The 23310-nt window shown below is 44.5% G+C and carries 17 protein-coding genes; 10 read left to right on the top strand and 7 right to left on the bottom strand.

The window, feature by feature from the left end; genetic code table 11:
* The first annotated feature begins 39 nt into the window (after positions 1 to 39).
* Together QWZ04_RS10465 and QWZ04_RS10460 are read left to right on the top strand one after the other, a co-directional pair.
* Positions 40 to 585: a cytochrome b gene (locus QWZ04_RS10465; RefSeq protein ID WP_290327690.1), complete on the top strand. Its 546-nt coding sequence runs from the start codon at positions 40 to 42 to the stop codon at positions 583 to 585.
* Positions 582 to 1151, top strand: coding sequence for a YceI family protein (locus tag QWZ04_RS10460; protein ID WP_290327688.1), 570 nt, complete (start codon positions 582 to 584; stop codon positions 1149 to 1151). Before QWZ04_RS10465 ends, QWZ04_RS10460 begins: the two co-directional genes overlap by 4 nt.
* Positions 1152 to 1287: 136 nt before the next feature.
* On the opposite strand, the gene focA is transcribed toward QWZ04_RS10460, so the two are convergent.
* Complete coding sequence (gene focA, locus QWZ04_RS10455) at positions 1288 to 2742, bottom strand: formate transporter FocA (RefSeq protein WP_290327686.1); 1455 nt, start codon at positions 2740 to 2742, stop codon at positions 1288 to 1290.
* 240 nt (positions 2743 to 2982) lie between these two features.
* Between focA and QWZ04_RS10450 the strand changes: the two genes are divergently transcribed.
* Both QWZ04_RS10450 and QWZ04_RS10445 read left to right on the top strand, forming a co-directional pair.
* Positions 2983 to 3894 carry a LysR substrate-binding domain-containing protein gene (locus QWZ04_RS10450; protein ID WP_290327684.1) on the top strand — a complete coding sequence of 304 codons (912 nt, stop codon included), beginning with the start codon at positions 2983 to 2985 and terminating at the stop codon, positions 3892 to 3894.
* A gap of 209 nt (positions 3895 to 4103) precedes the next feature.
* Complete coding sequence (locus QWZ04_RS10445) at positions 4104 to 4607, top strand: DUF1097 domain-containing protein (RefSeq protein ID WP_290327682.1); 504 nt, start codon at positions 4104 to 4106, stop codon at positions 4605 to 4607.
* A 142-nt stretch (positions 4608 to 4749) separates the two neighbouring features.
* Here the strand turns inward: QWZ04_RS10445 and QWZ04_RS10440 are convergent, their stop codons facing one another.
* Positions 4750 to 6381: an ATP-dependent endonuclease gene (locus tag QWZ04_RS10440; RefSeq protein WP_290327679.1), complete on the bottom strand. Its 1632-nt coding sequence runs from the start codon at positions 6379 to 6381 to the stop codon at positions 4750 to 4752.
* A 308-nt stretch (positions 6382 to 6689) separates the two neighbouring features.
* On the opposite strand from QWZ04_RS10440, the gene QWZ04_RS10435 reads away from it, so the two are divergent.
* Entirely contained in the window at positions 6690 to 8417 is a 1728-nt protein-coding gene (locus QWZ04_RS10435) for a bifunctional metallophosphatase/5'-nucleotidase (protein ID WP_290327677.1), read from the top strand.
* Positions 8418 to 8744: 327 nt separating this feature from the next.
* On the opposite strand, the gene QWZ04_RS10430 is transcribed toward QWZ04_RS10435, so the two are convergent.
* The 4 genes from QWZ04_RS10430 to QWZ04_RS10415 all read right to left on the bottom strand — a co-directional run bounded on the left by QWZ04_RS10430 (position 8745) and on the right by QWZ04_RS10415 (position 14667).
* Positions 8745 to 10394 carry an ABC-ATPase domain-containing protein gene (locus tag QWZ04_RS10430; protein ID WP_290327676.1) on the bottom strand — a complete coding sequence of 550 codons (1650 nt, stop codon included), beginning with the start codon at positions 10392 to 10394 and terminating at the stop codon, positions 8745 to 8747.
* Positions 10395 to 10501: 107 nt separating this feature from the next.
* Positions 10502 to 12394, bottom strand: a complete 1893-nt coding sequence (locus tag QWZ04_RS10425; protein WP_290327674.1) for a sensor domain-containing phosphodiesterase — start codon at positions 12392 to 12394, stop codon at positions 10502 to 10504.
* A gap of 282 nt (positions 12395 to 12676) precedes the next feature.
* Positions 12677 to 13876, bottom strand: coding sequence for an enoyl-ACP reductase FabV (gene fabV, locus QWZ04_RS10420; protein ID WP_290327672.1), 1200 nt, complete (start codon positions 13874 to 13876; stop codon positions 12677 to 12679).
* Between the two features lie 155 nt (positions 13877 to 14031).
* Positions 14032 to 14667, bottom strand: coding sequence for an arylesterase (locus QWZ04_RS10415; protein WP_290327670.1), 636 nt, complete (start codon positions 14665 to 14667; stop codon positions 14032 to 14034).
* Here QWZ04_RS10415 and QWZ04_RS10410 point away from each other — a divergent pair.
* The 3 genes from QWZ04_RS10410 (at position 14666) to QWZ04_RS10400 (ending at position 19517) form a co-directional block, all read left to right on the top strand.
* Complete coding sequence (locus tag QWZ04_RS10410; protein WP_290327668.1) at positions 14666 to 15343, top strand: ABC transporter ATP-binding protein; 678 nt, start codon at positions 14666 to 14668, stop codon at positions 15341 to 15343. The genes QWZ04_RS10415 and QWZ04_RS10410 overlap by 2 nt on opposite strands.
* Complete coding sequence (locus QWZ04_RS10405; RefSeq protein WP_290327666.1) at positions 15340 to 17772, top strand: ABC transporter permease; 2433 nt, start codon at positions 15340 to 15342, stop codon at positions 17770 to 17772. Before QWZ04_RS10410 ends, QWZ04_RS10405 begins: the two co-directional genes overlap by 4 nt.
* Before the next feature lie 287 nt (positions 17773 to 18059).
* Positions 18060 to 19517, top strand: coding sequence for an FAD-dependent oxidoreductase (locus tag QWZ04_RS10400; protein WP_290327663.1), 1458 nt, complete (start codon positions 18060 to 18062; stop codon positions 19515 to 19517).
* 15 nt (positions 19518 to 19532) lie between these two features.
* On the opposite strand, the gene QWZ04_RS10395 is transcribed toward QWZ04_RS10400, so the two are convergent.
* Entirely contained in the window at positions 19533 to 20429 is an 897-nt protein-coding gene (locus QWZ04_RS10395; protein ID WP_290327661.1) for an endonuclease/exonuclease/phosphatase family protein, read from the bottom strand.
* Positions 20430 to 20689: 260 nt separating this feature from the next.
* On the opposite strand from QWZ04_RS10395, the gene nrdD reads away from it, so the two are divergent.
* A complete protein-coding gene (nrdD, locus tag QWZ04_RS10390; RefSeq protein WP_290327660.1) occupies positions 20690 to 22813 on the top strand; it encodes an anaerobic ribonucleoside-triphosphate reductase in 2124 nt (707 codons plus the stop codon).
* Positions 22813 to 23280 (top strand): anaerobic ribonucleoside-triphosphate reductase-activating protein, encoded by a 468-nt coding sequence (gene nrdG, locus QWZ04_RS10385; protein ID WP_290327658.1) that lies wholly within the window; start codon positions 22813 to 22815, stop codon positions 23278 to 23280. The genes nrdD and nrdG overlap by 1 nt, the downstream gene beginning before the upstream one ends.
* The last annotated feature ends 30 nt before the right edge of the window (positions 23281 to 23310 follow it).

Genomic DNA, 23310 nt, shown 5'->3' with positions numbered 1-23310 from the left:
TTGTAACAAAGTTGCTACATCTTGTATAAAGGGAACGCTATGAAAGCAAAATCTGAAATCAAACGTTACTCGGCACTTGCACGCTTCTTCCATTGGAGTTCGGCGTTAACGGTGTTTGGTTTGTTTGGTGTTGGTTTATGGATGGTCGATCTGACGTACTACAGTGAGTGGTACAAAACTGCACCTCACTGGCATAAATCAATCGGGATCTTGTTGGCGTTTTTAACGTTAGCACGCGTTATTTGGAAGCACTTGTCTGTTTCACCAAAGATTGAGGGCAAGCCATTCGAAGTTCTAGCGGCAAAATGGGTACATATCGCTATGTATGTACTTTTGTTTGTGATGTTCTTCTCTGGTTATCTAATATCAACCGCAGACGGGCGTGGGATAGAGGTATTTGGCTGGTTTGAGGTTCCGAGTATCGGTGAACTGTTTGCTAATCAGCCGGATATTGCAGGAAATATTCATTATTACAGTGCCTTAGCTTTAATTGGTTTGGCAGCATTACATGGAATCGCAGCGTTGAAACATCACTTTATTGACAAAGACGACACGCTACGAAAAATGATAGGAGAAAGGAAATGAAAAAAACACTATTAACACTAGGCTTAGCAGTTTCTGCTTTACTTCCGTTACATGCATCAGCAGCGGATTATAAAATTGATACCAGTGGCGCTCATGCATCTATCAACTTTAAGGTAAGTCACCTGGGTTATAGTTTTATTAAAGGCCGATTTAATACATTTGATGGTATGTTTTCATATGATGAAAAGAACGTAGCGGCTTCTTCTATTAAAGTGAATGTTGATACGCGCAGCTTAGACTCGAATCATTCAGAGCGTGATAAGCACATTCGCAGTGGTGACTTCATTAACGCAAGCAAATTTTCAACGGCAACATTTGAAAGCACAGAAGTTGTCGACAAGGGGCAGGGAATGCTGGAAGTGAAAGGTAACTTGAACTTACATGGTGTGACTAAGCCAATAACAATTGATGCTTCATTCATCGGTGAAGGCCAAGACCCTTGGGGCGGTTACCGTGCCGGGTTTGTTGGCACTACTCGTTTAGAGCTTGCAGATTTCAATATCCCAGTTATGGGTTCATCTAGCTACGTTGACATGGAAATGCACGTAGAAGGTGTTCGTAAGTAACCGCGCTATAAACGTTTATTTAGATGTCTTCACTGCCTGATATCTGAATAGTGGAAAGTCGCCCTAATTCCGAAAGGAGTCAGGGCGACTTATTGTTTATGCTGCCAGTATTTAAATACTGTCTAGCCTTTAGCCTCTATGCAATTTCCAATGCTGGTTGGTTCGCGGTAGCATCGGCTTTCTCACCATATACAGAGCGTAGTGCACGCATTACGTCAATTCGAGTTACTGTACCAATGAAGGTATCACCATCTAGTACAGGGTAAGACTTAGGTTTAGTATTTTTAAGGCTCTTAGCGCGCTCTTCTAAAGAAAGCGTGTTGAAGCTTGTAGCAATACCCATATCGGTTGTTGGGTAAAGCTGGTCTTTGTCTAAGCAAATGTACTCAGCAATGTTCACCAAAGAGTCGTTTGCGTCGATAGCCACAACATCACGGGACATCAAGTCGACAACTTTTTGACCTTTTACTGGAATGTAGTCTTGGCACCAAAGCTCGACCAGTACGTCATGAAGAGAGAAGAAACCAACCAAACGGCCACTCTTGTCTGTTACGGCTGCACCGTTAAGGTTTTGTCCTACTAACGAGTCAATCGCTAGCTCAGTTGGCATGTCAGCTTGTAGTGAAAAAGCAGGAGCGTTGATAAGCGTTTTAACTGTAGTGTTAGTATTCATAGTAATTTCCTTAATTGACGACGTTGTTAGAGTAGTTGTGATTGCTTTTAAGTTGGCCGCTTTAATTTGTGGACGGCTGTATATCGACCAGTTTGCGAGGCCAACCAATACGGCGCCGCCAACGATGTTACCTAGTGTTACCGGGATTAGGTTTGCTGAAACAAACTGACCCCAATTTAAATCTGCGTACTGAGCTGGTGTTGCTCCGACTTGAGTCCAAAACTCTGGAGAAGCAAATGTTTGGATACTGATACCGAGAGGGACCATAAACATATTTGCCACACAGTGCTCAAAGCCGCTACTTACAAACATCGCGACCGGAAGAATAAGCATCGCGGATTTTGTGAGTGCATTTGTTGCACTAAATGAAAGCCAAATTGCCAAACACACCAATAGATTACATAGCACACCCAGTGAAAACGCTTGTAGTGGCGTGTGGTGTAGCTTGTGTTGTGCAATGTTTAAAGCGTTTAGCCCCCATTGACCGTGATCTAATTGGTAAAGGCCCGCTCCGGTGACTAATGCAAGGAGGAGAATGGCACCAATGAAGTTGCCCACATAAACCTTGCCCCATATAGAAAGCATTTTTCTAACGTTAATTTGCTTATTGGCTAATGCGATGGCCGACAAAACAGAACTTGTGAAAAGTTCACCGCCACCGATAACAATAAGTATTAAGCCCAAGCTGAAAGCTATGCCTCCTACAAGGCGGCTAATTCCCCAGCCAACCGCAGAGCTTCCAGTTGTGACTGTTATATAGAACAGGAAAGCAATGCCGATGAATGCGCCAGCCATAATGGCAAGGCTGATGGTCATGCTTGTCGATTTGCTCGTTTTGCTCAGTGCAAACTTTTCAGCTTCTCCCATCATTTCGTACGGGGCGATGAAAGGTTTGAATTGTGAGTTAGACGCGGCCATGTTTGCTCCTCTGACTCAAGTACATAAAAAATCTCCTATAAAGAATGAACCCACATTATTTGTTTGCTTCACTTGTCTAATGTATTGCTCAAGTGTCGCGGCTCAAATTCAGAATACGCATAACCGCACCAATAAAAAAATTGATTATTTTCAAGATCTGCATCAGTTTTATTGATAAGTAAAAAAAACGAGGTAAAATATGTTTCATATTGAAATTTGCAGTCCTTATGTGGGTAGACGATGAGATATTCCCTGAAACAACTTGCCGTGTTTGATTCAGTTGCAGATTCGGGTAGCGTTAGTCAAGCTGCTGATAAATTGGCGTTAACGCAATCCGCTACCAGCATGTCTCTCGCTCAATTGGAAAAAATGCTAGGCCGCCCTTTGTTCGAAAGGCAAGGTAAGCGTATGACATTAACCCATTGGGGTGTATGGCTACGACCTAAAGCTAAGAAGCTGCTACAAGATGCGCAACAAATTGAAATGGGCTTTTATGATCAGCATTTGTTGAGTGGGGAAATCAGAATTTGTGCCAGCCAAACACCGGCTGAACACTTGGTTCCAGACCTCATCAGTATTATTGATAATGACTTTCCGGAAATGCGTATCTCTCTAAATGTAGAAAGCACCTCTAAAGTTATTGAAGACGTTGTGGACTATAAATACGACATCGGTATCATCGAGGGTCGCTGTGATGACAACCGCCTTCACCAAGAAGAGTGGTGTCGAGACCACCTAACGGTTATTGCTGCAGCTCATCACCCGTTCGCTCAACGTGAAAGGGTCAGCTTAGCGCAACTCGAACAGGCCAAATGGGTATTAAGAGAGCAAGGTTCTGGTACTCGCACTGTTTTTGATAGCAATATTAACAACCTGATTTCTGACCTTGATGTTTGGCGTGAATACGAACACGTTCCGGTTTTACGCAGTATGGTTGCAAACGGGTCTTACTTAAGTTGCTTACCTTATTTGGATGTTGAAAAACTCATTGCTAGCGGAGAGCTGGTTGAACTAAACGTACCTGAACTTAAAATGGATCGCACTCTATCATTTATTTGGCGTGCCGATATGGTTGAAAACCCATTAGCTGACTGCATAAAGAGAGAGGGGCTAAGAATGATGAAAGGCCGTATGAGTAATTTGCGTCGATAACACCTATTTGTAGTGACAAAGCCAGCCTTCGCGCTGGCTTTGTCAGTTATAGCCCTTACCTATTTGTAACGACTCTGTATGGTTAAGCGTTTGCGTTCTCAAATCTATGCAAACCATGAGTATCAATTACGCTTATGTGTGATTTAAGTCTCGGTATGAGTTGCTCCGAACGCTATTATCTCGTTTTGAATCGTTATCGAGAACATCGTATGAGTGTACTTTTAGCCATCGCAATTACCACCGGCATCCTTTCTGGAATATGGGGATGGGTCGCCGTTTCTTTTGGATTGATAAGCTGGGCTGGGTTCCTTGGTTGTACAAGTTACTTTGCTTCGCCAAATGATGGTCTAAAAGGGCTGTCGGTCAGCATGATAACGAATTTGTCTGGTGTGTTTTGGGCTCTGGTGATCATTGAAGGTTCTTCGTTAGTGTCTCTAGATATTATGGGTTACGTCATTACTGCATTGGTTGCGTTTTTCATGTGCATTCAGGCTAAACAGGCGTGGCTTGGTTACATCCCAGGTACTTTTATTGGGTCGTGCGCTACCTTTGCTGCGGATGCGAATTGGCAGTTAGTTATTCCATCGCTGTTAGTTGGCGGTTTGTTTGGTTACTTGATGAAAGCAAGCGGATTGTACGTTCACAAATGGGTCACTGAATCTGATGCTTCTGTATTGTCTGATGCCAAAGAAATAAAACCGAAAGTTACTTAATAAAATTTTCCGATAATTGATGGTCAGCTAGGCCATCAATTATTTTGATAGTGTTGTAATCGAACATTATTTTATCTGCCTATCTGCCTATCTGCCTATCTGCCTATCTGCCTATCTGCCTATCTGCCTATCTGCCTCAGATTTATGTATTGCCGTTCGCCATGTTGACGACCCGCTTTAAAGTCCAACGAATCAGAATGGGCACCGTTTCTGGGCCTTGTTCCTCGCAGTGACTGACAATGGCGAGTGCTAGGTCTGGTTTGGCGTATTTCTTCAACGCTTTAGCGATGACCTTTTTAGGCGGGATCGGGTGATCCTGTGGGATATGAACCAATTCGCGGAAAAAAGGCTCGAACCCATTTGAATATAGAAAGTGCTCTATGTCCCTTGCGGGCAATTCTGTTAAGCGGTGTCTTTCTTGATCGTTGCCCAATAGCGTGCGCACGGCGTGAGAGTATTTCTTGCCAGCAGGGTCGCCATCAGTAACGACATGCCAGTCGATAGACAAAGCCTGCGCTACTTTAAGTAAAGATTTGAGCCCGGACTGTGCAAACTCTATAATTTGGACGCCCTCAGCGGCAAGGTTATAACCGCATAAACGCGCCAGTTCATTAAACAACCACACTTCGGTTTCACCCTCAACCAATAACCAACAACGGGCGAATAAAGCACTAGAGCGATGGAATCGTATGTGAAAGCCGATGCGTCGTAATTCGTCAGCCCCAAATCGCTTAGGAGGAATGGAAAATGCAACGGTTTTGTCGGACTGACGAGTTAGACGCCTGATAGATGATAGAGGCACGGCGCCTAGCAGGTCGCCACTATTTGTGGTCAATATTTTTTGCATGGGCAGCAATTGAAAAATGCTCCATGCGCGAATTAGATGAGTCGGGTGTAATCGACCCTCGGGATCTTCGATGATCAAAATAGGGCGAGCGCAACGTCTTAGATCGTAGGGGCCTTTCGCTTGTATAAACGCGCTTAATAACCCCATCAATAAAAGCCGAGTCTGTTTGTTGTTGCCTTTCTCAGCCATTTGGCTCAGCGCATTTTTGTTGGTGTTCGAACTGCCAAAAAAGATACGGTCTCTTTGCCTACGAGGATTACTTCGTGACTGTCCATTAACGGTAAAGTAATGCTCTACTAGGTTTTGCATAGAGAGGAGGCTGCTTCGCATTTCGCCTTTGTTAACGTGCCCAGGGCTAGCAAGTAACCGCCTTGTGGTGTTTTCTATTCGTTTTTCGGCGCGGGAGTTACTGATTTCTTTAATGTCATCTCGGTTTTGACGCCTAGCATCTCTTAAACGAATTACTGGGTGAAGTGCCATCAATTCTTCTGCGAATTTGTGACAATGGTGTAGGGGCAGTGGTGTGCCATTTTGGTCCAAGAATACGTATTTTGTGGTGACTTTATGATCAACTCTGGTGGCACTCAATCGATAGATTATTCGTTTGACGCCATCCTCATCCTCTGTCCACACTGGTTTTATTTTACGATAGCGGCCCGCAAGCTCTTCGTTTTCTGCGCTGGTGCGCCAACTCAATACTATTTGTAGGTGTTGCGATTGAGGATGCGAAGCGGAATAGTCGACATGGAAATCTTGCAGCACAAACTGATAAGGAGTGCAATTGCTCGGAAGTGCGACACTAAGCGCATCGAGTAATGACGACTTCCCCCATGTATTTTCGCCAACCAATGTCGTGAGTTCGTCGAAGCCAAGAGAGAGTCTCCGGATACCCCTGAAGCCTGAAATTTCAATACGCTCTAACTGCATGTAAGAACCTCCGTGATATTACTAAGCATATATGAGTATGGATGATTTGAGCGGTTACTTGATCACAGTTATTAAATAACAACTACTTAGGGGAAGCTCTGGCCGCGTGATAGCTTGATTTTTGTACGAATGTTGGCGCCGTGAAACATAGGTTAGCTAACTTGAGGCCTTTGTTTTGGTCATTAACGGTTAGGTGGACGTACAGTGCGCCATTCGGCGTTAGTGTCATTTAACTGTCACGAAATGTGACCTATGATAAACTAACAATGAAATCAAAATGATAAACAATATAAAAAGAAAAAAATACTATGACTAATATCAACAAACCTGCCGCGCTAACGTTAGCGCACATTAACGATACTCACTCTTACTTTGAACCAAGCACAATGCAATTGCATTTGTGTGTCAACGGTAAACAGGTGGCTCCATTTGTCAGTGTGGGTGGCTTTGCTCGAATCGCAAATCGGATCGAGCAACTTAGAAGCCACACTAAGCAAGCGAATAGAAAATTTGTGTTTTTACACGCTGGCGACTGTTTTCAAGGGACATTGTACTTTTCCTTATTTAAGGGCGAAGCCAACGCAGAAATGCTCAATGCGATTAAACCAGACGCAATGGTGATCGGAAATCATGAGCTGGATATGGGTAATGAACCCGTTGCGGATTTTTTAGATAGGATTGAGTTCCCAATGCTTGCAAGTAATTGGGATCTCTCAGCCGAGCAATCGAATAAAAAGAACCCACTGTCGACTAAGGCTAATTTACACAGCTACCAAGCCGATGTTGGAGTGGGAAGTTGGTTAACGATTGATGTTGAAGGTGAGCCAGTGGCGCTGTTTGGCTTATCTCTGGATAAAATGGCGGCTATCTCCAACCCTGACAGTGATACTCCTTTTCTTAATGCGACTATGGTTGCCGAACAAACCGTTCAAGCTATTCACAAGTCGGGCATTAATAAAATCATTCTTTTAAGCCACCTCGGCTATGAAGAAGATCAGCAACTAGCAAAAGCGATTGATGGTATCAGTTTAATTGTTGGTGGCCATTCTCATCAGTTACAAGGCGACTTCACGGACCTTGGGTTTCCTATGCAAGATGCGTATGGCATTACAGTAAATGATACCCGCATTGTTCAGGCTGGCTGTTATGCACAATTTATGGGTCATTGTGAAATCGATTTTGACACCAATGGTAAGGTTACGCGTTTTGAAGGGCGTAATGAATTGTTAGTCGGACGTAGATTGGGTATGGATGCCAGTTTAGAAGAGCTGGTGGACGATCACGTTTACGAACAGACCCAAAAGCAAATATACGCACATCCCAATGTGGTTCGTTGTACTAAAGATGCCAAAGTCAAAGCGATTCTAGATGATAAATACCGCCCAAGAGTCAATGAAATTAAGTCGCAAGTGATTGGACGCTCGCCAATCAATTTGAGGCACGTTCGTATTCCAGACGAACAAGGACCAAGTCAGCTAGGTCCGCTCGTTGCGGAATCGTTTTTTAAAATGATGAATAAGTCAGATTATAACGTTGAGTTTTCTGTACATAACGCGGGCGGTATTCGTAACTCGCTGGCGGCCGGTGACATAACGGTTGACGACATAGCAGGTAAAATATTGCCGTTTGCGATTCCGGTAGGGTATTACGACATTCGTGGTCAGCACTTGCAGTTAATGTTGGAGGGAGCCATCAACAATGCAACTGGAAACGGCGTTGACGGTACCGGCTCTGGGAGTTACCCGTACACCCATAATCTGCGTTTTCAATATCTCCCAGACGCACCGATGGGTCAGCGGATCAGCAGCCTAAAAATTCTGCAACAGGGAGAGTGGAATACGGTAAACTGTGACGATTTATATCGTGGTTGTTCAACGGCTTATACGATGAAAGGTAAAGAAGGCTATTTTGCAATTTTGAATATGGAAGGCGAGGGAACTACCACGTATTCAATGGCGGATTGCTTCATTGATCTTTTACGCAGTACACCTGACCTATTTGACCGCGATCCGATACCTTGGCAGCATTCTAAGTAATCACTATCTGTATCATAAAAAAAGGCGTCGAGCGTTAAAATGAATTAATTGGTATAGATATTGCTCTATTAACAATGAGAGATGATTCGAAATCGATAGGTTGCCGCCGTGACCTGTTTTGGAAATCACGAATTGTTGGAGGATGCCATGTGGAGTACTGATTTGCTCGATACGGTTATGGTTGTAGCTTGGGTTTTTGCTTGGTCAGCGCTTGTGTATTTTGTACCGCTGGCAGGTTTATGAGGCGAAGCTCAATAAGAATAAAAAAGGAGCGATTAAGCTCCTTTTTTGTTGCCTGTAACATGGCAATCAAGAAAGCCAGTTCGGTTATTTAAACTGGGCTTTGCGCATACGGTTAAGGGTTGCCATTACGTCTAATGTTCTTGGCTTTGCAATGTCACCATGGTTTGGCATATTTGCATACCATTGCTCAGAACTTAGCAGTGCGTCAATATCTTCGGCTGGCGCGTTTAACCAACCCGTCATTTGCGCCATTTGAAACCACACCCAACCAATTGCGTTGATTTCATTGGCAGATTCAAGCTGTTCCAATACAGAAATATCAACTTGCTCTTTACCAAATCGCAAGCCATCTTTGCCTTTTGCATTCACGCGGAACTTTCCATCCGCCAATATCGCTTGCAAACAACCAGGGTTGAACTGACGCGGCGCAAACGTATTAAGTGTTTCACTCGCTTCTTGAAGTCGTTGTGATGGGTGTTGAGCAATGACTAGCTTTGCTTTTTCTGTTACGTCAACGGCTTGATAGTCGTGCATTTGAATGACGGTATCCGCAACGTCTAAGTAGTCGCCGGAGCCCCCCATAACAATAACCGTAGAAATACTTAGCTCGTCGCGTAATTGCCCGATGCGATCGACCAATGGTGTGATCGGCTCGTCACCTTTAGATACCAACGCCTGCATACGCTCATCGCGAATCATGAAGTTAGTCGCCGACGTATCTTCATCGATAAGAAGGCTTTTCGCCCCAGCTTCCAATGATTCTTGTAACCAAGCCGCCTGTGATGTTGAACCAGACGCGTCTTGAGTCGAGAAGTCTTCGGTATCACGACCTTGTGGTAAATGGTTTATGTAATTTGATAGGTTTAGGTTATGAACGCAGCGACCGTCTTCAGCACGGATCTTCATCGCACTTAAGTTGCTGACAATAAGTTCACGGCCATCACCAGGAATGTGGTTATAGATAGAGCGTTCCACCGCATTCAATAATGTCGATTTACCGTGAAAACCACCCCCAACAATGAGGGTGATGCCTTTTGGAATACCCATACCCCGAACTGTGCCTGAGTTCGGCGTTGTTAATTCAACGGCGAGAGAGTCAGGAGACTGAAATGCAACCGCTTCTTTCATCGGTAGGTCACTGTTACCAGCAAAACGAGGTAAGATACTGCCATCACCAATGAAAGAAACTAAGTTGCGATCGTCCAGTTGAGCACGTAATGCAACCTGATCTTCAATGGCCTCGCAATGCTTCTTCAATGCCGCAATATCAAGTTCACGTTCAATCGTTGCTTTACGAATGAACTTAGGTAGGTGGAAAGACAACACATTGATGGCTCGCTTTCCCAAAATGGTGCGGCCGTCTGCTGGTAAGTCGACACGAAAGCGAAGTTCAATGCCGTGGTCTGTAAACAGAACGCATGTTTGGTCGAGAACGGTCTGGCCGCTTAACGACATGAATACGCTGTTTTCTTGGTTTGCAAAATGACAAAAAGCGCGAGCAATAAAGTCTCTAGCAGCAATTTGGTAAGCAGGAGACGTCTCTTTTAGCCAGTCTAGGCCGGTTAAAGACCAAGCACGAGTCGCACGAAGGCGTGATGCTGGTGCGTAAGGGTCGGCTTGAGTAGTGTCTATGTGAAGATCAAAATCACCAAAATCATAACTTCCTTTGATTTGCTGATAAGCGCGATAATTTTGTTTTTCCAATTTTTTGAGAGTTGCGATCAATAGATCCATAGGGCACTACTTTTACTTAGATAGGAAGTTGGGCGAGGATTATAGAAAACCCAAGCCCTTTAAGCAAAAAATAGTTACTCTAATTCATCAATTACGGGCTTTTTAAGCTAGGTTGTGCCGTTATAGTTTCTCGAAATTAAGCTTTGTTCGAAAACTTGGCAGTTCATTGGTTTGCCATATAAGTAGCCTTGGCCATAATCACAGCCCTCGTCTAAGATAAATTGCTCTTGCTCGGAAGTTTCAATACCTTCCATAACGACTTTTAGGTGCAGTTTTTTGGCGACATTAATGATCGAGCGAACGATCTCTCTGTCTTGTGAGCTTCGAGTGATTTGGATGATGAAGCTCTTGTCGATCTTGATGCAATCAAATGGGTATTTTTTCAAATAACTGAACGACGAATACCCCGTGCCAAAGTCATCTAGAGACAGAGTGATTCCCAGTTGGTGTAGGGCATGCAGAGTATTGCCTGCCAAAAACTCATCAGCAATTAGGCTAGACTCGGTGACTTCTATCTCTAAATAACGGGCAGGTAAGTGGTATGTCTCCAATAGATGTTCCACTTGTTCGACGAAATGAACATCGCGTAACTGCATGGCCGAAACGTTAACGGCAACCTTGAAGTCTTCAACGTATTGGGTCCACTCGCTGGCACGTTCAATAGCAGTGCGCAGTACATAATTGCCCACTTCAAATATCAGACCGTTTTGTTCAGCCAGTTGGATCAAGGAATCATTAGATACTTGCCCTAGTACCGGGTGATTCCACCTTAGAAGAGCCTCAGCGCCGAGCCATTTCCCGCTCTTAGGGGAAACTTTAGGTTGAAAATAGAGCATCAAGTCGTTGCTGCGGACGGCCTCCAGCAAATAGCTCTCCAGTTGGTTTGTTGAAGGAGACGTGACTTTAGTATTGGCGTAAAACGCGTATTTTTTGCCGGTATCGCGGCAAGCGATCATCGCTTCCCCTGCATGTTTGAGCATTTCATCGGGTGTTTTACTGTCTAAGGAGGTCGCGACCCCAACGTAGGCATGCAAGTGCAGCGGCTCGTCACCAACAAAAAAGTCAGAGTGGCTGATATCCACGAGCTTTTTACAAACCAGTTCGACATCCGTTTCACTAGGGTCAAGTTCCAGTGCAACCACCAAATCAATGGTTGATGTGCGAGCGGTAATCGATTGTTTTGCTTTAATAGGGCCGACGCGGTTTCTATATTCGCGCAATACGTTATCAAACACATCGTAACCGAACCGGTTTTGAAGTCGTCGACCGTTTGTAAAACCAATATGGATATACACCATGCTTGATGGAGAGTTTTGAACCCTCTTGAAAATAGGCGTTGTTTCTTCGATGAGTGCATTGCGGTTAATGAAGCCTGTCCCCAAGTCGTGGGTTTTCTGGTAGGCGACTTTTTGCTCGGCTTCCTTTCGTTTCTCGATTTCGGCGCACAAAGAAAAATTCAGGTTCGCAAGATCTTCGGTGCGGCTTTTTACCCTTAGCTTAAGATCTTTGTTGGATCGATGCAAAATCGCGTGTTGATACAAAAGGGCGAGTTGAGACTCAATTGATATGCGAAATGATTCAATTAAGTCACGAAATGTCGATTCAAAATGATTCTCTTGCCTGTCGAGCATGCATATGGTGCCGAAGCTGTCACCATTAGGCCAATTAATAGGGATGCCGTAATAAGCAATCATGCCTAATTTGATATCGGGGTTGTTGCTCCAGTTTGGGTCTTGCAATGCATTAGGAACACACAGAGGCGCATTGCTTTCGACGACGGACTCACAATATAGCCCACCCCCCAATGTTTCACTGCTGCCGGTTTTGTACGGAGAGTGTGGAGACTGGTTGCCAACAAGGACTTCAATGCTTTCCTCATGAATTCGCATGATCAATGCTGAAGGAACCGTAGACAAGGTTGCAATCAGATCGACGATATTCTGCCATCCATTGAGCATGTATGGAGGTACTTCTATGGTATTTGTGGGTACTTTTGGCATGCATTATTGTTCCTTTGAGCGGTATTGATCTTCATCCTTGAAGAGCGCTATGGGTTCGAGCATTTACCGTTGTTTAGCAAAGTGACCATTTAGAATTACGTACTATTAACGGTAGGAAAAATCGAAACCCATTACCTGTGTCTTGATTTCTTAAGTATAAGACTGGGTTGGTCAGAACAACAACGCTAAGTTCAATTATATTGCGAGGAATTGAGAAAAGTTGCAACTTTGATACTGTGCAATGTACATACAAGTGGAAACTGCACAGTATCTGAGCGAAAGTTACGGTTGTAGCTCTTTTAGTACGTCGAATGGAACTTCAGTTTCATAGTTGACCCCGTCGAGCCCAAAGCCGTTAAGTGCCATGAAGTCGCCTTTATAGCCTTGATAGTCGCCAATTTCAGCAAAATTTGTACTGTTCATTTGGTCGATGAGAGATTTAACTTGGCTTTGAGTGTCTGCATCCAGTTCAAGCTCATCAATGCGGATGAGGCGCTCTGCATCTACAGGCGTTCTGCCATCGGCATAAAGCTTATCTCGGAATAGTCGCTGCATTTGTTCAATGCAACCCTCGTGAGTGCCTTTTTGTTTCATCACTTTAAATAGAGCTAAAATGTAGGGAGTGAAAGCAGGAATAAATACACTTGCTTTAGTGACAAGGGCTTTACACACACTAGCGTAAGCTCCACCACCAAACTGAGCAAGTTTGAGGTTTAATGCGTGGCTGGTTTGGTGCAAGTCTATTTTAGCTTGTCCAAGTGTGCCATCGAGGTAAATCGCGTGAGTTTTCTCTGAACCAATATAAGAGAAAGCGACTGTTTGGCAGCCTTGAGCGATGGATTCTTCATTGATAAGTGTATCTATCCAACTTTCCCAGTCTTCTCCGCCCATGACTTTTATGGTCGCGTCTAACTCTTCTTGCGATGCCGGTGAAATATGGGATTCAACCCAAGAGTCAGTATCTAACAATACTGTAGCACCAGAGACTTCCGTATCGACTGGCTTGATGGTGGATTGCCAAAAATCTTCACTGTCAGGCTTTGGTCTAAACCCGGCGGCCAAGCTGTAGATGATGAGATCCACTTCACCTTCAAAATAGGTTTCAATGGCTTCAATGACACGTCTACGGGTATCTTGAGCAAATGCGTCACCAATAATATTAATGGCAGTACGGCCTGCTTTTTCTGCTTCTTGTTTGAAAAAGATGTTGTTATACCACCCAGCAGAACCGGTGCCTTTCTCTGATGGGCCTTTTTCAAACGAGACACCGATGGTATCGGCATTGGCACCGCCAAACGTCAGTGCAATTCGAGAAGCAAGCCCAAAGCCAGAAGAAGCACCAATAATAAGAACGCGCTTAGGGCGGGTGGTGATGGGCTTTGCTTGTTTTACGAATTCGATTTGTTCCTTAATGGCAGCATGACAGCCGAATGGATGTGAAGAGCGAGCAACCACTCCTTTAATTACGGGCTCAATTAGCATAAAACTCAGTCCTTTCACCAATAAGACCTGGGCTTTTGGGTTCACTTAAATTGACGTGTGATCCAAAAGTGTCCTCAGGCCGTACCTATCTAAATAGTAAATAACGTTGGTAAACTATATACGATGCCCTTGATAGATGTATTGAGCTAGAACAGTTAACTTGCTGTTTTTATGAATGGTAAAATTTGCTCACCGATGTAATTGGCTATCCATGGTTGAGCTTCAGCTTTGGGGTGTAATCCATCGTTCATCATCCACTCAGGCTTTACGATGACTTGTTCCAGAAAGAAAGGAATAAGCGGAATGTCAAATTCATCAGCCAGCCTTGGGTACAAATTGTTAAATAACTGGTTGTATTTCTTGCCATAATTAGGTGGAATACGTATTTGCATTAGTATCACTTCGGCGCCACCTGCTTGGCTTTGAGTGATGAGGGCTGACAGGTTACTTTGGATACGACTTGGAGGAAAACCTCGAAGACCATCGTTGGCGCCCAGCTCAATGACTACCCAGTTGGGCTTATGTAATTCCAATAAGGTATTTATTCGAGCAAGGCCATTGCCCGTAGTATCTCCCGAAACAGAAGCATTTATTATTCGAGTGTTAAGGTTTTGTTCATCTAACTGTTGTGATAATAGGTGAGGCCATGCCTGTTGGGGTTTCATTTGATAACCCGCGCTGAGGCTATCACCCAATATTAGTATCGTATTTTCATTGGTCGTTGCTTGCGCAGTTGATACATTAGTGAATATAAAAAAACAAAAAGTCAGTACCGAAAGGAATCTAATCATGAGCACGTCCGTTATTAAAGCTAAATCAATCGCTAAACATGTTACGACTAATCAGGAGCGTTTAACAATCCTTGAAGGCGTAAATTTGGATGTTAAAAAAGGCGAGAGTGTCGCCATCGTCGGAGTTTCTGGTGCAGGTAAGTCGACTTTAATGACGCTGCTAGCAGGGTTAGACCTACCCAGTGAGGGTGAAATATCCCTTTTGGGCCAGTCTTTAATGGGGCTAGATGACGAACAAAGAGCAGCGCTTAGAAGTAAATCAATCGGTTTTGTATTTCAGAGTTTTCTGCTTATCCCTACACTGACGGCGCGAGAAAACGTCACGTTACCCTGCTTATTGAGTGGGGAAGATGAAGATACTGAGCGCGCAGAACAGCTATTAACATCGGTTGGGCTACAAGAACGGATGGATCACTTGCCAACGCAACTTTCTGGGGGAGAACAACAGCGCGTCGCCCTTGCTCGTGCATTCATGATAAACCCGGAAATATTGTTTGCCGATGAACCGACCGGAAACTTAGATCAGCACACAGCTGCAAACGTGATTGAACGTTTATTTGATTTGAATAAGCAGCATGGCACAACACTGATTTTAGTCACCCATGATAATGAGTTAGCCCAGCGTTGCGATCGTGTTCTTCATATGCAAAACGGCGTATTGGAGGAGGTGAAATGAAGCCCAACTCCGGTATAAAGCCTCTGTTTATGTGGAGCATCAAAGAAATACGATTGGGCCAACTATGGCCTATCGTTGCGGCATTGACCTTGATCGTCGGAAGTATTTTCGCACTGTCAGCACTGGCGGACAGGCTTGAACAGGTTATCGTGAAGCAAGGCAAAGACGCACTGACCGCCGATATGGTATTTGTGTCGGCTAATACTCTTTCTGAGCCTTTATTAAAGCGCGTTGAGAGCAACGATTTTACGTCCACCGAAATGACGCGTTTTACCACTATGGCGTTCAGTGAAGACGGTATGCAGTTGATAACCGTTAAAGCCGTGGACGGTTTATACCCGCTGCAAGGCGAGATGCTGCTCGAAAATTCAAAGAAACAAGTTAACCGAGTTTCACCTGGTGAGCTTTGGCTTGAGCAACGAATTCTAGAACAGCTAGGGGTTAACGAGGGTGACGCTGTCACTATTGGTGACGCGGACTTTCGCATATCCGGTGTGATCAAACAGCAACCGGGCTTGGCCTTTAATCCATTTCAGCAAATGCCCACCGCTTTTATTCATCATACTGACATCGAGCAAACTGGGGCCATTCAACTTGGCAGTCGCGTCCAATATCGCTTATTCCTCCAAGGAGAGAAAGCGGCATTGGATGAGTTGAAAGAAAACACACCGCTAACGGCAAGCGATCGGTGGATGTCAGAAGATAGCCAGAGCCGAACCTCAGACATATTCAATCGAACGAAACAATATCTCTCTTTAACCGTAGCGATCGTTATTCTCATGGCCGCAACGACGTTAGTGCTTACGAGTCAGCACTACGTGGCAAGCCGAAGAAAAACGGTGGCGATGTTGAAAAGCTTGGGAGCCAGTCGTCTATGGATAAGAAAATGGCTTTTCATTCAGGTAGCACTGCTGTTTGCCTTGGGTTCTATCGCAGGCCTTCTATTAGGAGGGGCGTTAGAAGTGTTACTGAGGCTTCCTCTGACCGATCTATTGCCTGACCCATTGCCAAGCTATGGTGTTGCTCCTTATCTTGTCGCATTAGGTAGCTGCTTAGTGGTTGCTGTGCCGGCATTAGGCCTCCCGCTTATCAACTTGCTACAAACACCGGCCATGAGCGTTATGCAAAGTAGCTCCACGCCATTTGAGAAGAAGTGGTTGGGGCTTTTACTTGTGCCACTCATTCCGCTGTTGTGGGGCTATGGCGATAATGTGTTCGTATGGCTGGTTTTTGTTGGTGTTGTTGTTGCGTTTGTCGTACTTTCTGGCGCAAGTCTCGTGATGTTGAAGTTGGTGCGTCGCTTTCCATTAACAACGTCTATGAAGTTGGCGATGAGCCGCATTAGCCGCGATAAGACCTCGACCGCTGTTCAGCTTGGTGCGTTATCTTTGTCGTTAATGTTGCTTGCAATCATCTGGTTAGTTCGTACCGATTTGCTCCAAGATTGGCAAAAAGCACTGCCAGCTGATGCTCCTAACGTGTTTGCACTGAATATCGCCCCGTATGAGTCAGAACAATACTTAGCTGCAATTGACGAACAAGGCCTAAATCGTTCAGAAGCTTACCCAATTGTGAGAGGACGTTTAACTGAAATCAACGGTAAGCCTGCAGAGGACAATGTTGAGGTTAGCCCTCAAGAAGAAAAAACCGACGCGCTCAGACGCGAGTTAAATTTCACGTGGGGCGAATCGCTGCCTGATTACAATGAAGTACTTGAAGGGCAGTGGACGTCAAAGCAGGGCGTCTCTGTCGAATCTGAAGTTGCTCAGGCACTTAATATTGAAATAGGCGATGCGCTAACGTTTACCATCAACAGCCAGGTCGTCACCGCGACAGTGAATACCATCCGTTTAGTTGAATGGCGAGAAATGAAGCCCAATTTCTATTTCATCTTTACTCCAGACACACTAGCGGATATCCCTGCTACTAACCTGGTTAGCTTTCGCGTTGATGATGAGATCCAGTTCCTTAATGACCTTGCGAGGCAGTACCCAACCGTGAGTTTGTTGGATGTCAGAAGCATTGGCAGTAAGATCCAAACCCTATTGGAGCAAATTGTTTGGGCGGTTACTGTACTGGCAGTCTTAGGGGTTGCAGCTGGAGTTATGTTGATTTTTACCTTGCTGCGTCTGAGCCTGAGTCAAAGACAGCAAGAGTTTCGTCTATACCGAACATTGGGTGCCTCTAAAGCGCGCATCACGCGTACCATTTGGTTTGAATATGGCGCTATTGCGTTCATCGCGGGTATCGTGGCGAGTATTGGGGCTGAGGCGAGTGTCGCAAGTATTATGCGGTGGGGGTTTGAACTATCAACGACCTTACACCCAGGGTTATGGTTATCCCTACCATTGCTTTCGTTTTTAACATTGACAATCGTACTTAACACACTGATTAAACGCCTATTAATCCCTGTGAACAAAGATGCGTAACCAATATTGTGAATATCTTTTGTGAGTTATCCACAAAAACGGTGGATAAATATTTGGATAACTTTTTTCAAAAAAATGCTGGACAGGCGCCAAGCCCGATGGGGCGGATGTTATGGCAATTCGGTTATTCACACGCATTAAAAAATTGGTTTTTTTAGCATCGCGTCAAGTGTTTTTTAAGATTATTTTACGAAAAGAATAAATATTAAAGACACAATAAAAATGCGATTTTAATCAGACAAATAAGACAGTAAAATGCTTGAGCATCAAAATTGATTAGAGCAATTATGACTACGGTAACTGATCCAATAAAACCAATAGAAATCGCAGTGGTTGGCGGTGGTATTTCTGGCGCTACAGCGGCGTTAACGTTAGCCGAAATGGGCCTGAACGTCACGGTATTCGAAAGAAACACCAGTTTAGTGAGCGGCCCGCCAATTTGCCACTTGCATGCAGGGGGAAACCTGTATCGTGAAATTTCTGAGCAGCAGTGTCTTACATTGCTACGTCAGTCGATAGATACGGTCAAGCTGTTTAAACATACGTTGAACATTCGACCGACGGTCATTGCGGTACCCCATAGTGACCCAGGTGAAGCCGATGCCATCATTCCTCGACTTAAAGTTGTGAAAGCGTCTTATCAAACTTTAGTTGATCAAGATGCCAGCAATGAAGTGCTTGGACTGCCAGAGGACTATTATCGCCTGTATTCAAAAGAAGAGTTGCTCGGCTTACGAAATAAGGTTCAACCTGTTACCCCCGTATCTTTTGATGAATGGATGATACCTTTTGCCCAACATGCCAACCTTGAAACCTTGAAGTATCCGGTCGTAGCCGTGCAGGAATATGGTTGGAGTGTGTTTAGGTTATCTGCAAGTGCGAATTTAGCACTAGAGCAACTCAAGAATTGCCAACTTTATCTTAATACGGGTGTTAACCGTATTGAAGCATCGGGTAGTCAGTGGGTGGTGAACTTCACTCACGCGGATGGAGTGCAAACGCAACGTCGGTTCGATTATCTAATTAATGCTTGCGGCTTTGAAACGGGCATCGTTGATGACTGGGCTAATGCGCCAAGACAACGTTTGGTTGAGTTCAAAGCGGCTTATGTCACGCAGTGGACACAATGCAATCAAGAGTGGCCAGAAGTGATCTTTCATGGGCCAAGGGGGACACCGCAAGGAATGGCCCAATTGACCCCATACCCAAATGGACACTTCCAATTGCACGGTATGACGGAAGACATCACTTTGTTTCGTGACGGCTTGGTTTCCTCATCAAACGACAGCTCTCAACCAGAGCTCCCTAGTCTTCTTCAGCGAAAGGTCAAACGAGGTTGGACAACCACCGAGTTTGAGCTGAGAACGAAGAATGCGATTGACCATATGGCGCAGTTTATTCCTGATTTCGAACAAGCGTTAGGTGAGGGGAAACCTTTATTTGGAGCACAACAAATACCTGGTGACAATGTCACGTTAAGGGCGGCGGATGTGTCATTTTCAGGGCAAAACTATGCCAGATTGGAAGTGGTAAAAGGCTCTTCTGCGCTAGACGCATCAAATAAAGTTGTTGAACACATGGTGAAAAGTGGCTTACTCAAGGCGAATGCTTTGTCGCCAACAGAATACAAGACGACCATGAGTCTGACATCAGACCAAGTCGAGAAAAAGGCCGAGTACCTCGCGCAATTGAGAGGGTACCCGGTAGCACTTGCTCAGATCCCCAAAACTAATTCGGCATCTTAGCGTCATTTTGATTCGTTAGTGAATTTGCGTACTGATAGGACAATGGTCACTGAGTTGTCTTTTCAGTACGTCTTGTTTAGTGAATACGGTTTGCACGGTGTTGCTTGGCGTTAGATCCTTGCTGACAATAATGTGGTCAACAAGATGGCGAAATTGATGGGTTTGATTCCGGTTTCTATTCGACTTAACTAGGCATTTGGCTTTGGTCGCTTGGGTGACCAGTGTGATGTCGCCTTTTACCCCATGAGACAATACTCTCCATAACCAATCATTGTTATACGATAAATTATGATTGAAGTCTCCCGCAACGATGAAGGGCTGTTCGTTCGCGACTCTCTCTTTTAGCCATGTATTTAACACTTTGGCCTGCTTATTAATGATGGTGCACGAGTGAGAGTTCTTCTTAGCACCACTGCAGCCTGCTTTTAAGTGAAGAGAAAGCATATGTATTGGTTTATCGCTGTGGCTTTGCACGACAACGTAGGTAGCCAGGCGCAATTTGCTGGTGGATGAGGGTAAGAGATCCAAATCTGGTTGATTGGTAAAGGTCATGCGCTTATCAATGGCAAAACCGGTAAATTGGTTAATCCCATCAAATTGCCTGTTGGGGTTCATTGCGCGCTCCGAAAAAATGATATTGAAGCGCTCAGGGTGAATTATTTTTTCGAGAGCTTGTGCATCATTCACTTCTTGAAAAGCCAAAACTTGCGGTGATATTTTGTCAAAATAATGCGCTAATTGTTGGTAATCTTGCTCGCTTCTTACACTTGCTTTGAATTGATTGCTTGGTTGTGTGGATAACCATTCTATATTCCATGTAGCAAAGGTGAGTGGAGACGCGACAAGGATCGCCGGCATTATTCCAAATAGTAATATCAGTATTAGGCGCATCAATTCTCTCTTTTGGCTCATATTTATCCCCAGATTATGCGCAAGCATACCCACATCGAGAGACAAAATCTTGGAAAAAAATCGGGTTTTCATAGTGTCATTCAAATGTGGGATCAACTCCGCTAAGATCGACTTGATCTTAGTCGCTCATCGGTATTTATTGATCTACATCAATACCAATTCTAGTGTGTTTTTGGTTTAATACGCCACAACATATAGTGCTTGTTCGTTATATGTACACAATATAGGGTGAAAACCTTTACTACTGAGGGTGAGGAAAAATGGTCAATACTGTTGTAATCAAAAGGGATGGTTCGCAAGCTCCGTTCGAAAGAGCGCGTATTGTGGCAGCTGTAGAAAGCGCTGCGGAACACGTAGATAGTACGGTTGCTGAGTACGCGGCACAGGTTGCTATCGCTGTTCAAGACAAGGTTCGTGATTGCAAGCAAGTAGACATTCAAGAAATCCAAACCATGGTAGAAAACGAATTGATGCAGGGCGACTGTAAAGCATTGGCTCGTTCGTATATTGAGTACCGTCACGACCGCGATATGGCGCGTGAGAAGAAAAGCGCATTGAATCAAGAAATTCAAGGCTTGATTGAACAAAGCAATGCCGACCTGCTTAACGAAAATGCAAACAAAGATGGTAAGGTTATTCCAACTCAACGAGATCTGCTTGCGGGTATCGTGGCTAAACATTATGCGAAAACACACATTTTGCCGCGTGACATCGTTCAAGCTCATGATAACGGTGATATTCACTACCATGATTTAGATTACGCACCGTTTTTCCCAATGTTCAACTGTATGTTGATTGATTTGAAAGGTATGCTGACCCATGGCTTTAAGATGGGCAATGCTGAAATTGATACCCCTAAATCAATTTCAACGGCGACTGCGGTAACTGCACAAATTATCGCGCAAGTGGCGAGTCACATATACGGTGGCACCACGATCAACCGCATTGATGAAGTTCTCGAGCCTTACGTGTTAACCAGTTACGAAAAGCATTTAGAAGTGGCACGTGAGTGGGATATCCATAATCCTGAAGCCTTCGCGATGTCGCGTACAGAGAAAGAATGTTACGACGCCTTCCAGTCGTTAGAATACGAAGTGAACACACTTCATACCGCAAATGGGCAAACACCATTTGTTACTTTTGGGTTCGGGTTAGGTACTAGCTGGGGATCGCGCCTTATTCAGAAGTCGATTTTGAAAAACCGCATTGCAGGTTTAGGTAAAAATCGTAAAACAGCGGTATTCCCTAAGTTAGTTTTTGCCATTAAAGATGGTTTAAACCATCGTAAGAGCGATCCTAGCTACGACATAAAGCAGCTGGCGCTAGAGTGTGCGTCTAAGCGCATGTACCCTGATATTCTGAACTACGACAAAGTAGTAGAAATCACCGGTTCATTTAAAACTCCAATGGGTTGTCGCAGTTTCCTTGGTACGTATGAAGAAAATGGCGAGCTTATCCATGAAGGTCGTAATAACCTTGGTGTGGTGAGCTTGAACTTACCTCGTATCGCAATTCAAGCTAAAGGCGACGAAAAAGCATTCTATGCTTTACTGGACGAAAAGCTGGTGATTGCTCGTCGTGCTTTGGAAACCCGAATTTCTCGTTTAGAGAATGTTAAAGCCCGCGTTGCGCCAATTTTATACATGGAAGGAGCGTGTGGTGTTCGCTTGAAAGCTGAAGATTCAGTTGCGGAAATCTTTAAGAACGGCAGAGCATCAATTTCATTGGGTTACATCGGTATCCATGAAATGGTGACGGCACTTTATGGTAAAGAAAATCATGTTTATGATGACGCAGCGCTACGCCAAAAAGGCTTAGACATTGTTACGTACCTTAAGAAGAACATTGACGCTTGGACTGAAGAAACGGGCTATGGTTTTAGCCTATATGGTACGCCAAGTGAAAACTTGTGCAGCCGTTTCTGTCGTGTTGATGCAAAAGAGTTCGGTGTGATTGAAGGCGTGACTGACAAAGGTTATTACACCAACAGCTTCCACCTCGATGTGCAAAAGAAAGTAAACCCATACGACAAGATTGATTTCGAAAAACCGTACCCTGAAATTTCAACCGGCGGTTTCATTTGTTACGGTGAATTTCCGAACATGCAGCGCAACATTGAAGCGTTAGAAAATGTATGGGATTACAGCTACGCTCATGTGCCGTATTACGGAACGAATACGCCAATAGATGAGTGTTACGAATGTGGCTACAACGGTGAGTTTGAGTGTACAAGCAAAGGCTTTACTTGCCCTAAATGTGGTAACCACGACTCAACGAAAGTATCCGTAACTCGCCGTGTTTGTGGTTACTTAGGCAGCCCCGATGCGCGACCATTTAACTTCGGCAAGCAAGAAGAAGTGATTCGTCGAGTGAAACACCTCTAATGAATTACCTACAATATCATCCTATTGATGTTGTTAACGGGCCGGGAACACGCAGTACGCTGTTTGTTTCCGGCTGCGTTCACCAATGCCGCGGATGTTATAATAAAGCGTCATGGTCTGTTTGTTCAGGCCATGAGTTTACAGTCGATCTAGAAGACCAGATCATCGCTGATCTCAATGATACGCGTATTCCAAAACGTGGTTTGTCGTTATCTGGTGGCGATCCACTGCACCCGGATAACGTGTCAGGAATCTTGAAGTTAGTAGAGCGTGTTCGTCGAGAATGTGTAGGAAAAGACATTTGGCTTTGGACTGGTTATCTACTTTCCGAGTTAGATGAGCAACAAAAACAGATCGTAGAGCTTGTTGATACGCTGGTGGATGGCAAGTTCGAGCGAGATCTCGCCGACCCTAGCTTAGATTGGAGAGGAAGCTCAAACCAAGTAATTCATACCTTTAAGCTTTAAAAGTCGTAGAACAGGTAAAAATCCCTTCGA

Origin of the sequence: Vibrio tapetis subsp. quintayensis (genome assembly GCF_030409945.1) — a bacterium.
GTDB lineage: Bacteria > Pseudomonadota > Gammaproteobacteria > Enterobacterales > Vibrionaceae > Vibrio > Vibrio quintayensis.
This window is presented reverse-complemented; position numbering and strand designations above follow the sequence as displayed.

Excerpts from the sequence above, each read along its gene's own strand:
- QWZ04_RS10465 (WP_290327690.1), top strand. The coding sequence starts at position 40 with ATGAAAGCAAAATCTGAAATCAAACGTTACTCGGCACTTGCACGCTTC.
- QWZ04_RS10460 (WP_290327688.1), top strand. The coding sequence starts at position 582 with ATGAAAAAAACACTATTAACACTAGGCTTAGCAGTTTCTGCTTTACTT.
- focA (WP_290327686.1), bottom strand. The coding sequence starts at position 2,742 with ATGGCCGCGTCTAACTCACAATTCAAACCTTTCATCGCCCCGTACGAA.
- QWZ04_RS10450 (WP_290327684.1), top strand. The coding sequence starts at position 2,983 with ATGAGATATTCCCTGAAACAACTTGCCGTGTTTGATTCAGTTGCAGAT.
- QWZ04_RS10445 (WP_290327682.1), top strand. The coding sequence starts at position 4,104 with ATGAGTGTACTTTTAGCCATCGCAATTACCACCGGCATCCTTTCTGGA.
- QWZ04_RS10440 (WP_290327679.1), bottom strand. The coding sequence starts at position 6,381 with ATGCAGTTAGAGCGTATTGAAATTTCAGGCTTCAGGGGTATCCGGAGA.
- QWZ04_RS10435 (WP_290327677.1), top strand. The coding sequence starts at position 6,690 with ATGACTAATATCAACAAACCTGCCGCGCTAACGTTAGCGCACATTAAC.
- QWZ04_RS10430 (WP_290327676.1), bottom strand. The coding sequence starts at position 10,394 with ATGGATCTATTGATCGCAACTCTCAAAAAATTGGAAAAACAAAATTAT.
- QWZ04_RS10425 (WP_290327674.1), bottom strand. The coding sequence starts at position 12,394 with ATGCCAAAAGTACCCACAAATACCATAGAAGTACCTCCATACATGCTC.
- fabV (WP_290327672.1), bottom strand. The coding sequence starts at position 13,876 with ATGCTAATTGAGCCCGTAATTAAAGGAGTGGTTGCTCGCTCTTCACAT.
- QWZ04_RS10410 (WP_290327668.1), top strand. The coding sequence starts at position 14,666 with ATGAGCACGTCCGTTATTAAAGCTAAATCAATCGCTAAACATGTTACG.
- QWZ04_RS10415 (WP_290327670.1), bottom strand. The coding sequence starts at position 14,667 with ATGATTAGATTCCTTTCGGTACTGACTTTTTGTTTTTTTATATTCACT.
- QWZ04_RS10405 (WP_290327666.1), top strand. The coding sequence starts at position 15,340 with ATGAAGCCCAACTCCGGTATAAAGCCTCTGTTTATGTGGAGCATCAAA.
- QWZ04_RS10400 (WP_290327663.1), top strand. The coding sequence starts at position 18,060 with ATGACTACGGTAACTGATCCAATAAAACCAATAGAAATCGCAGTGGTT.
- QWZ04_RS10395 (WP_290327661.1), bottom strand. The coding sequence starts at position 20,429 with ATGAGCCAAAAGAGAGAATTGATGCGCCTAATACTGATATTACTATTT.
- nrdD (WP_290327660.1), top strand. The coding sequence starts at position 20,690 with ATGGTCAATACTGTTGTAATCAAAAGGGATGGTTCGCAAGCTCCGTTC.
- nrdG (WP_290327658.1), top strand. The coding sequence starts at position 22,813 with ATGAATTACCTACAATATCATCCTATTGATGTTGTTAACGGGCCGGGA.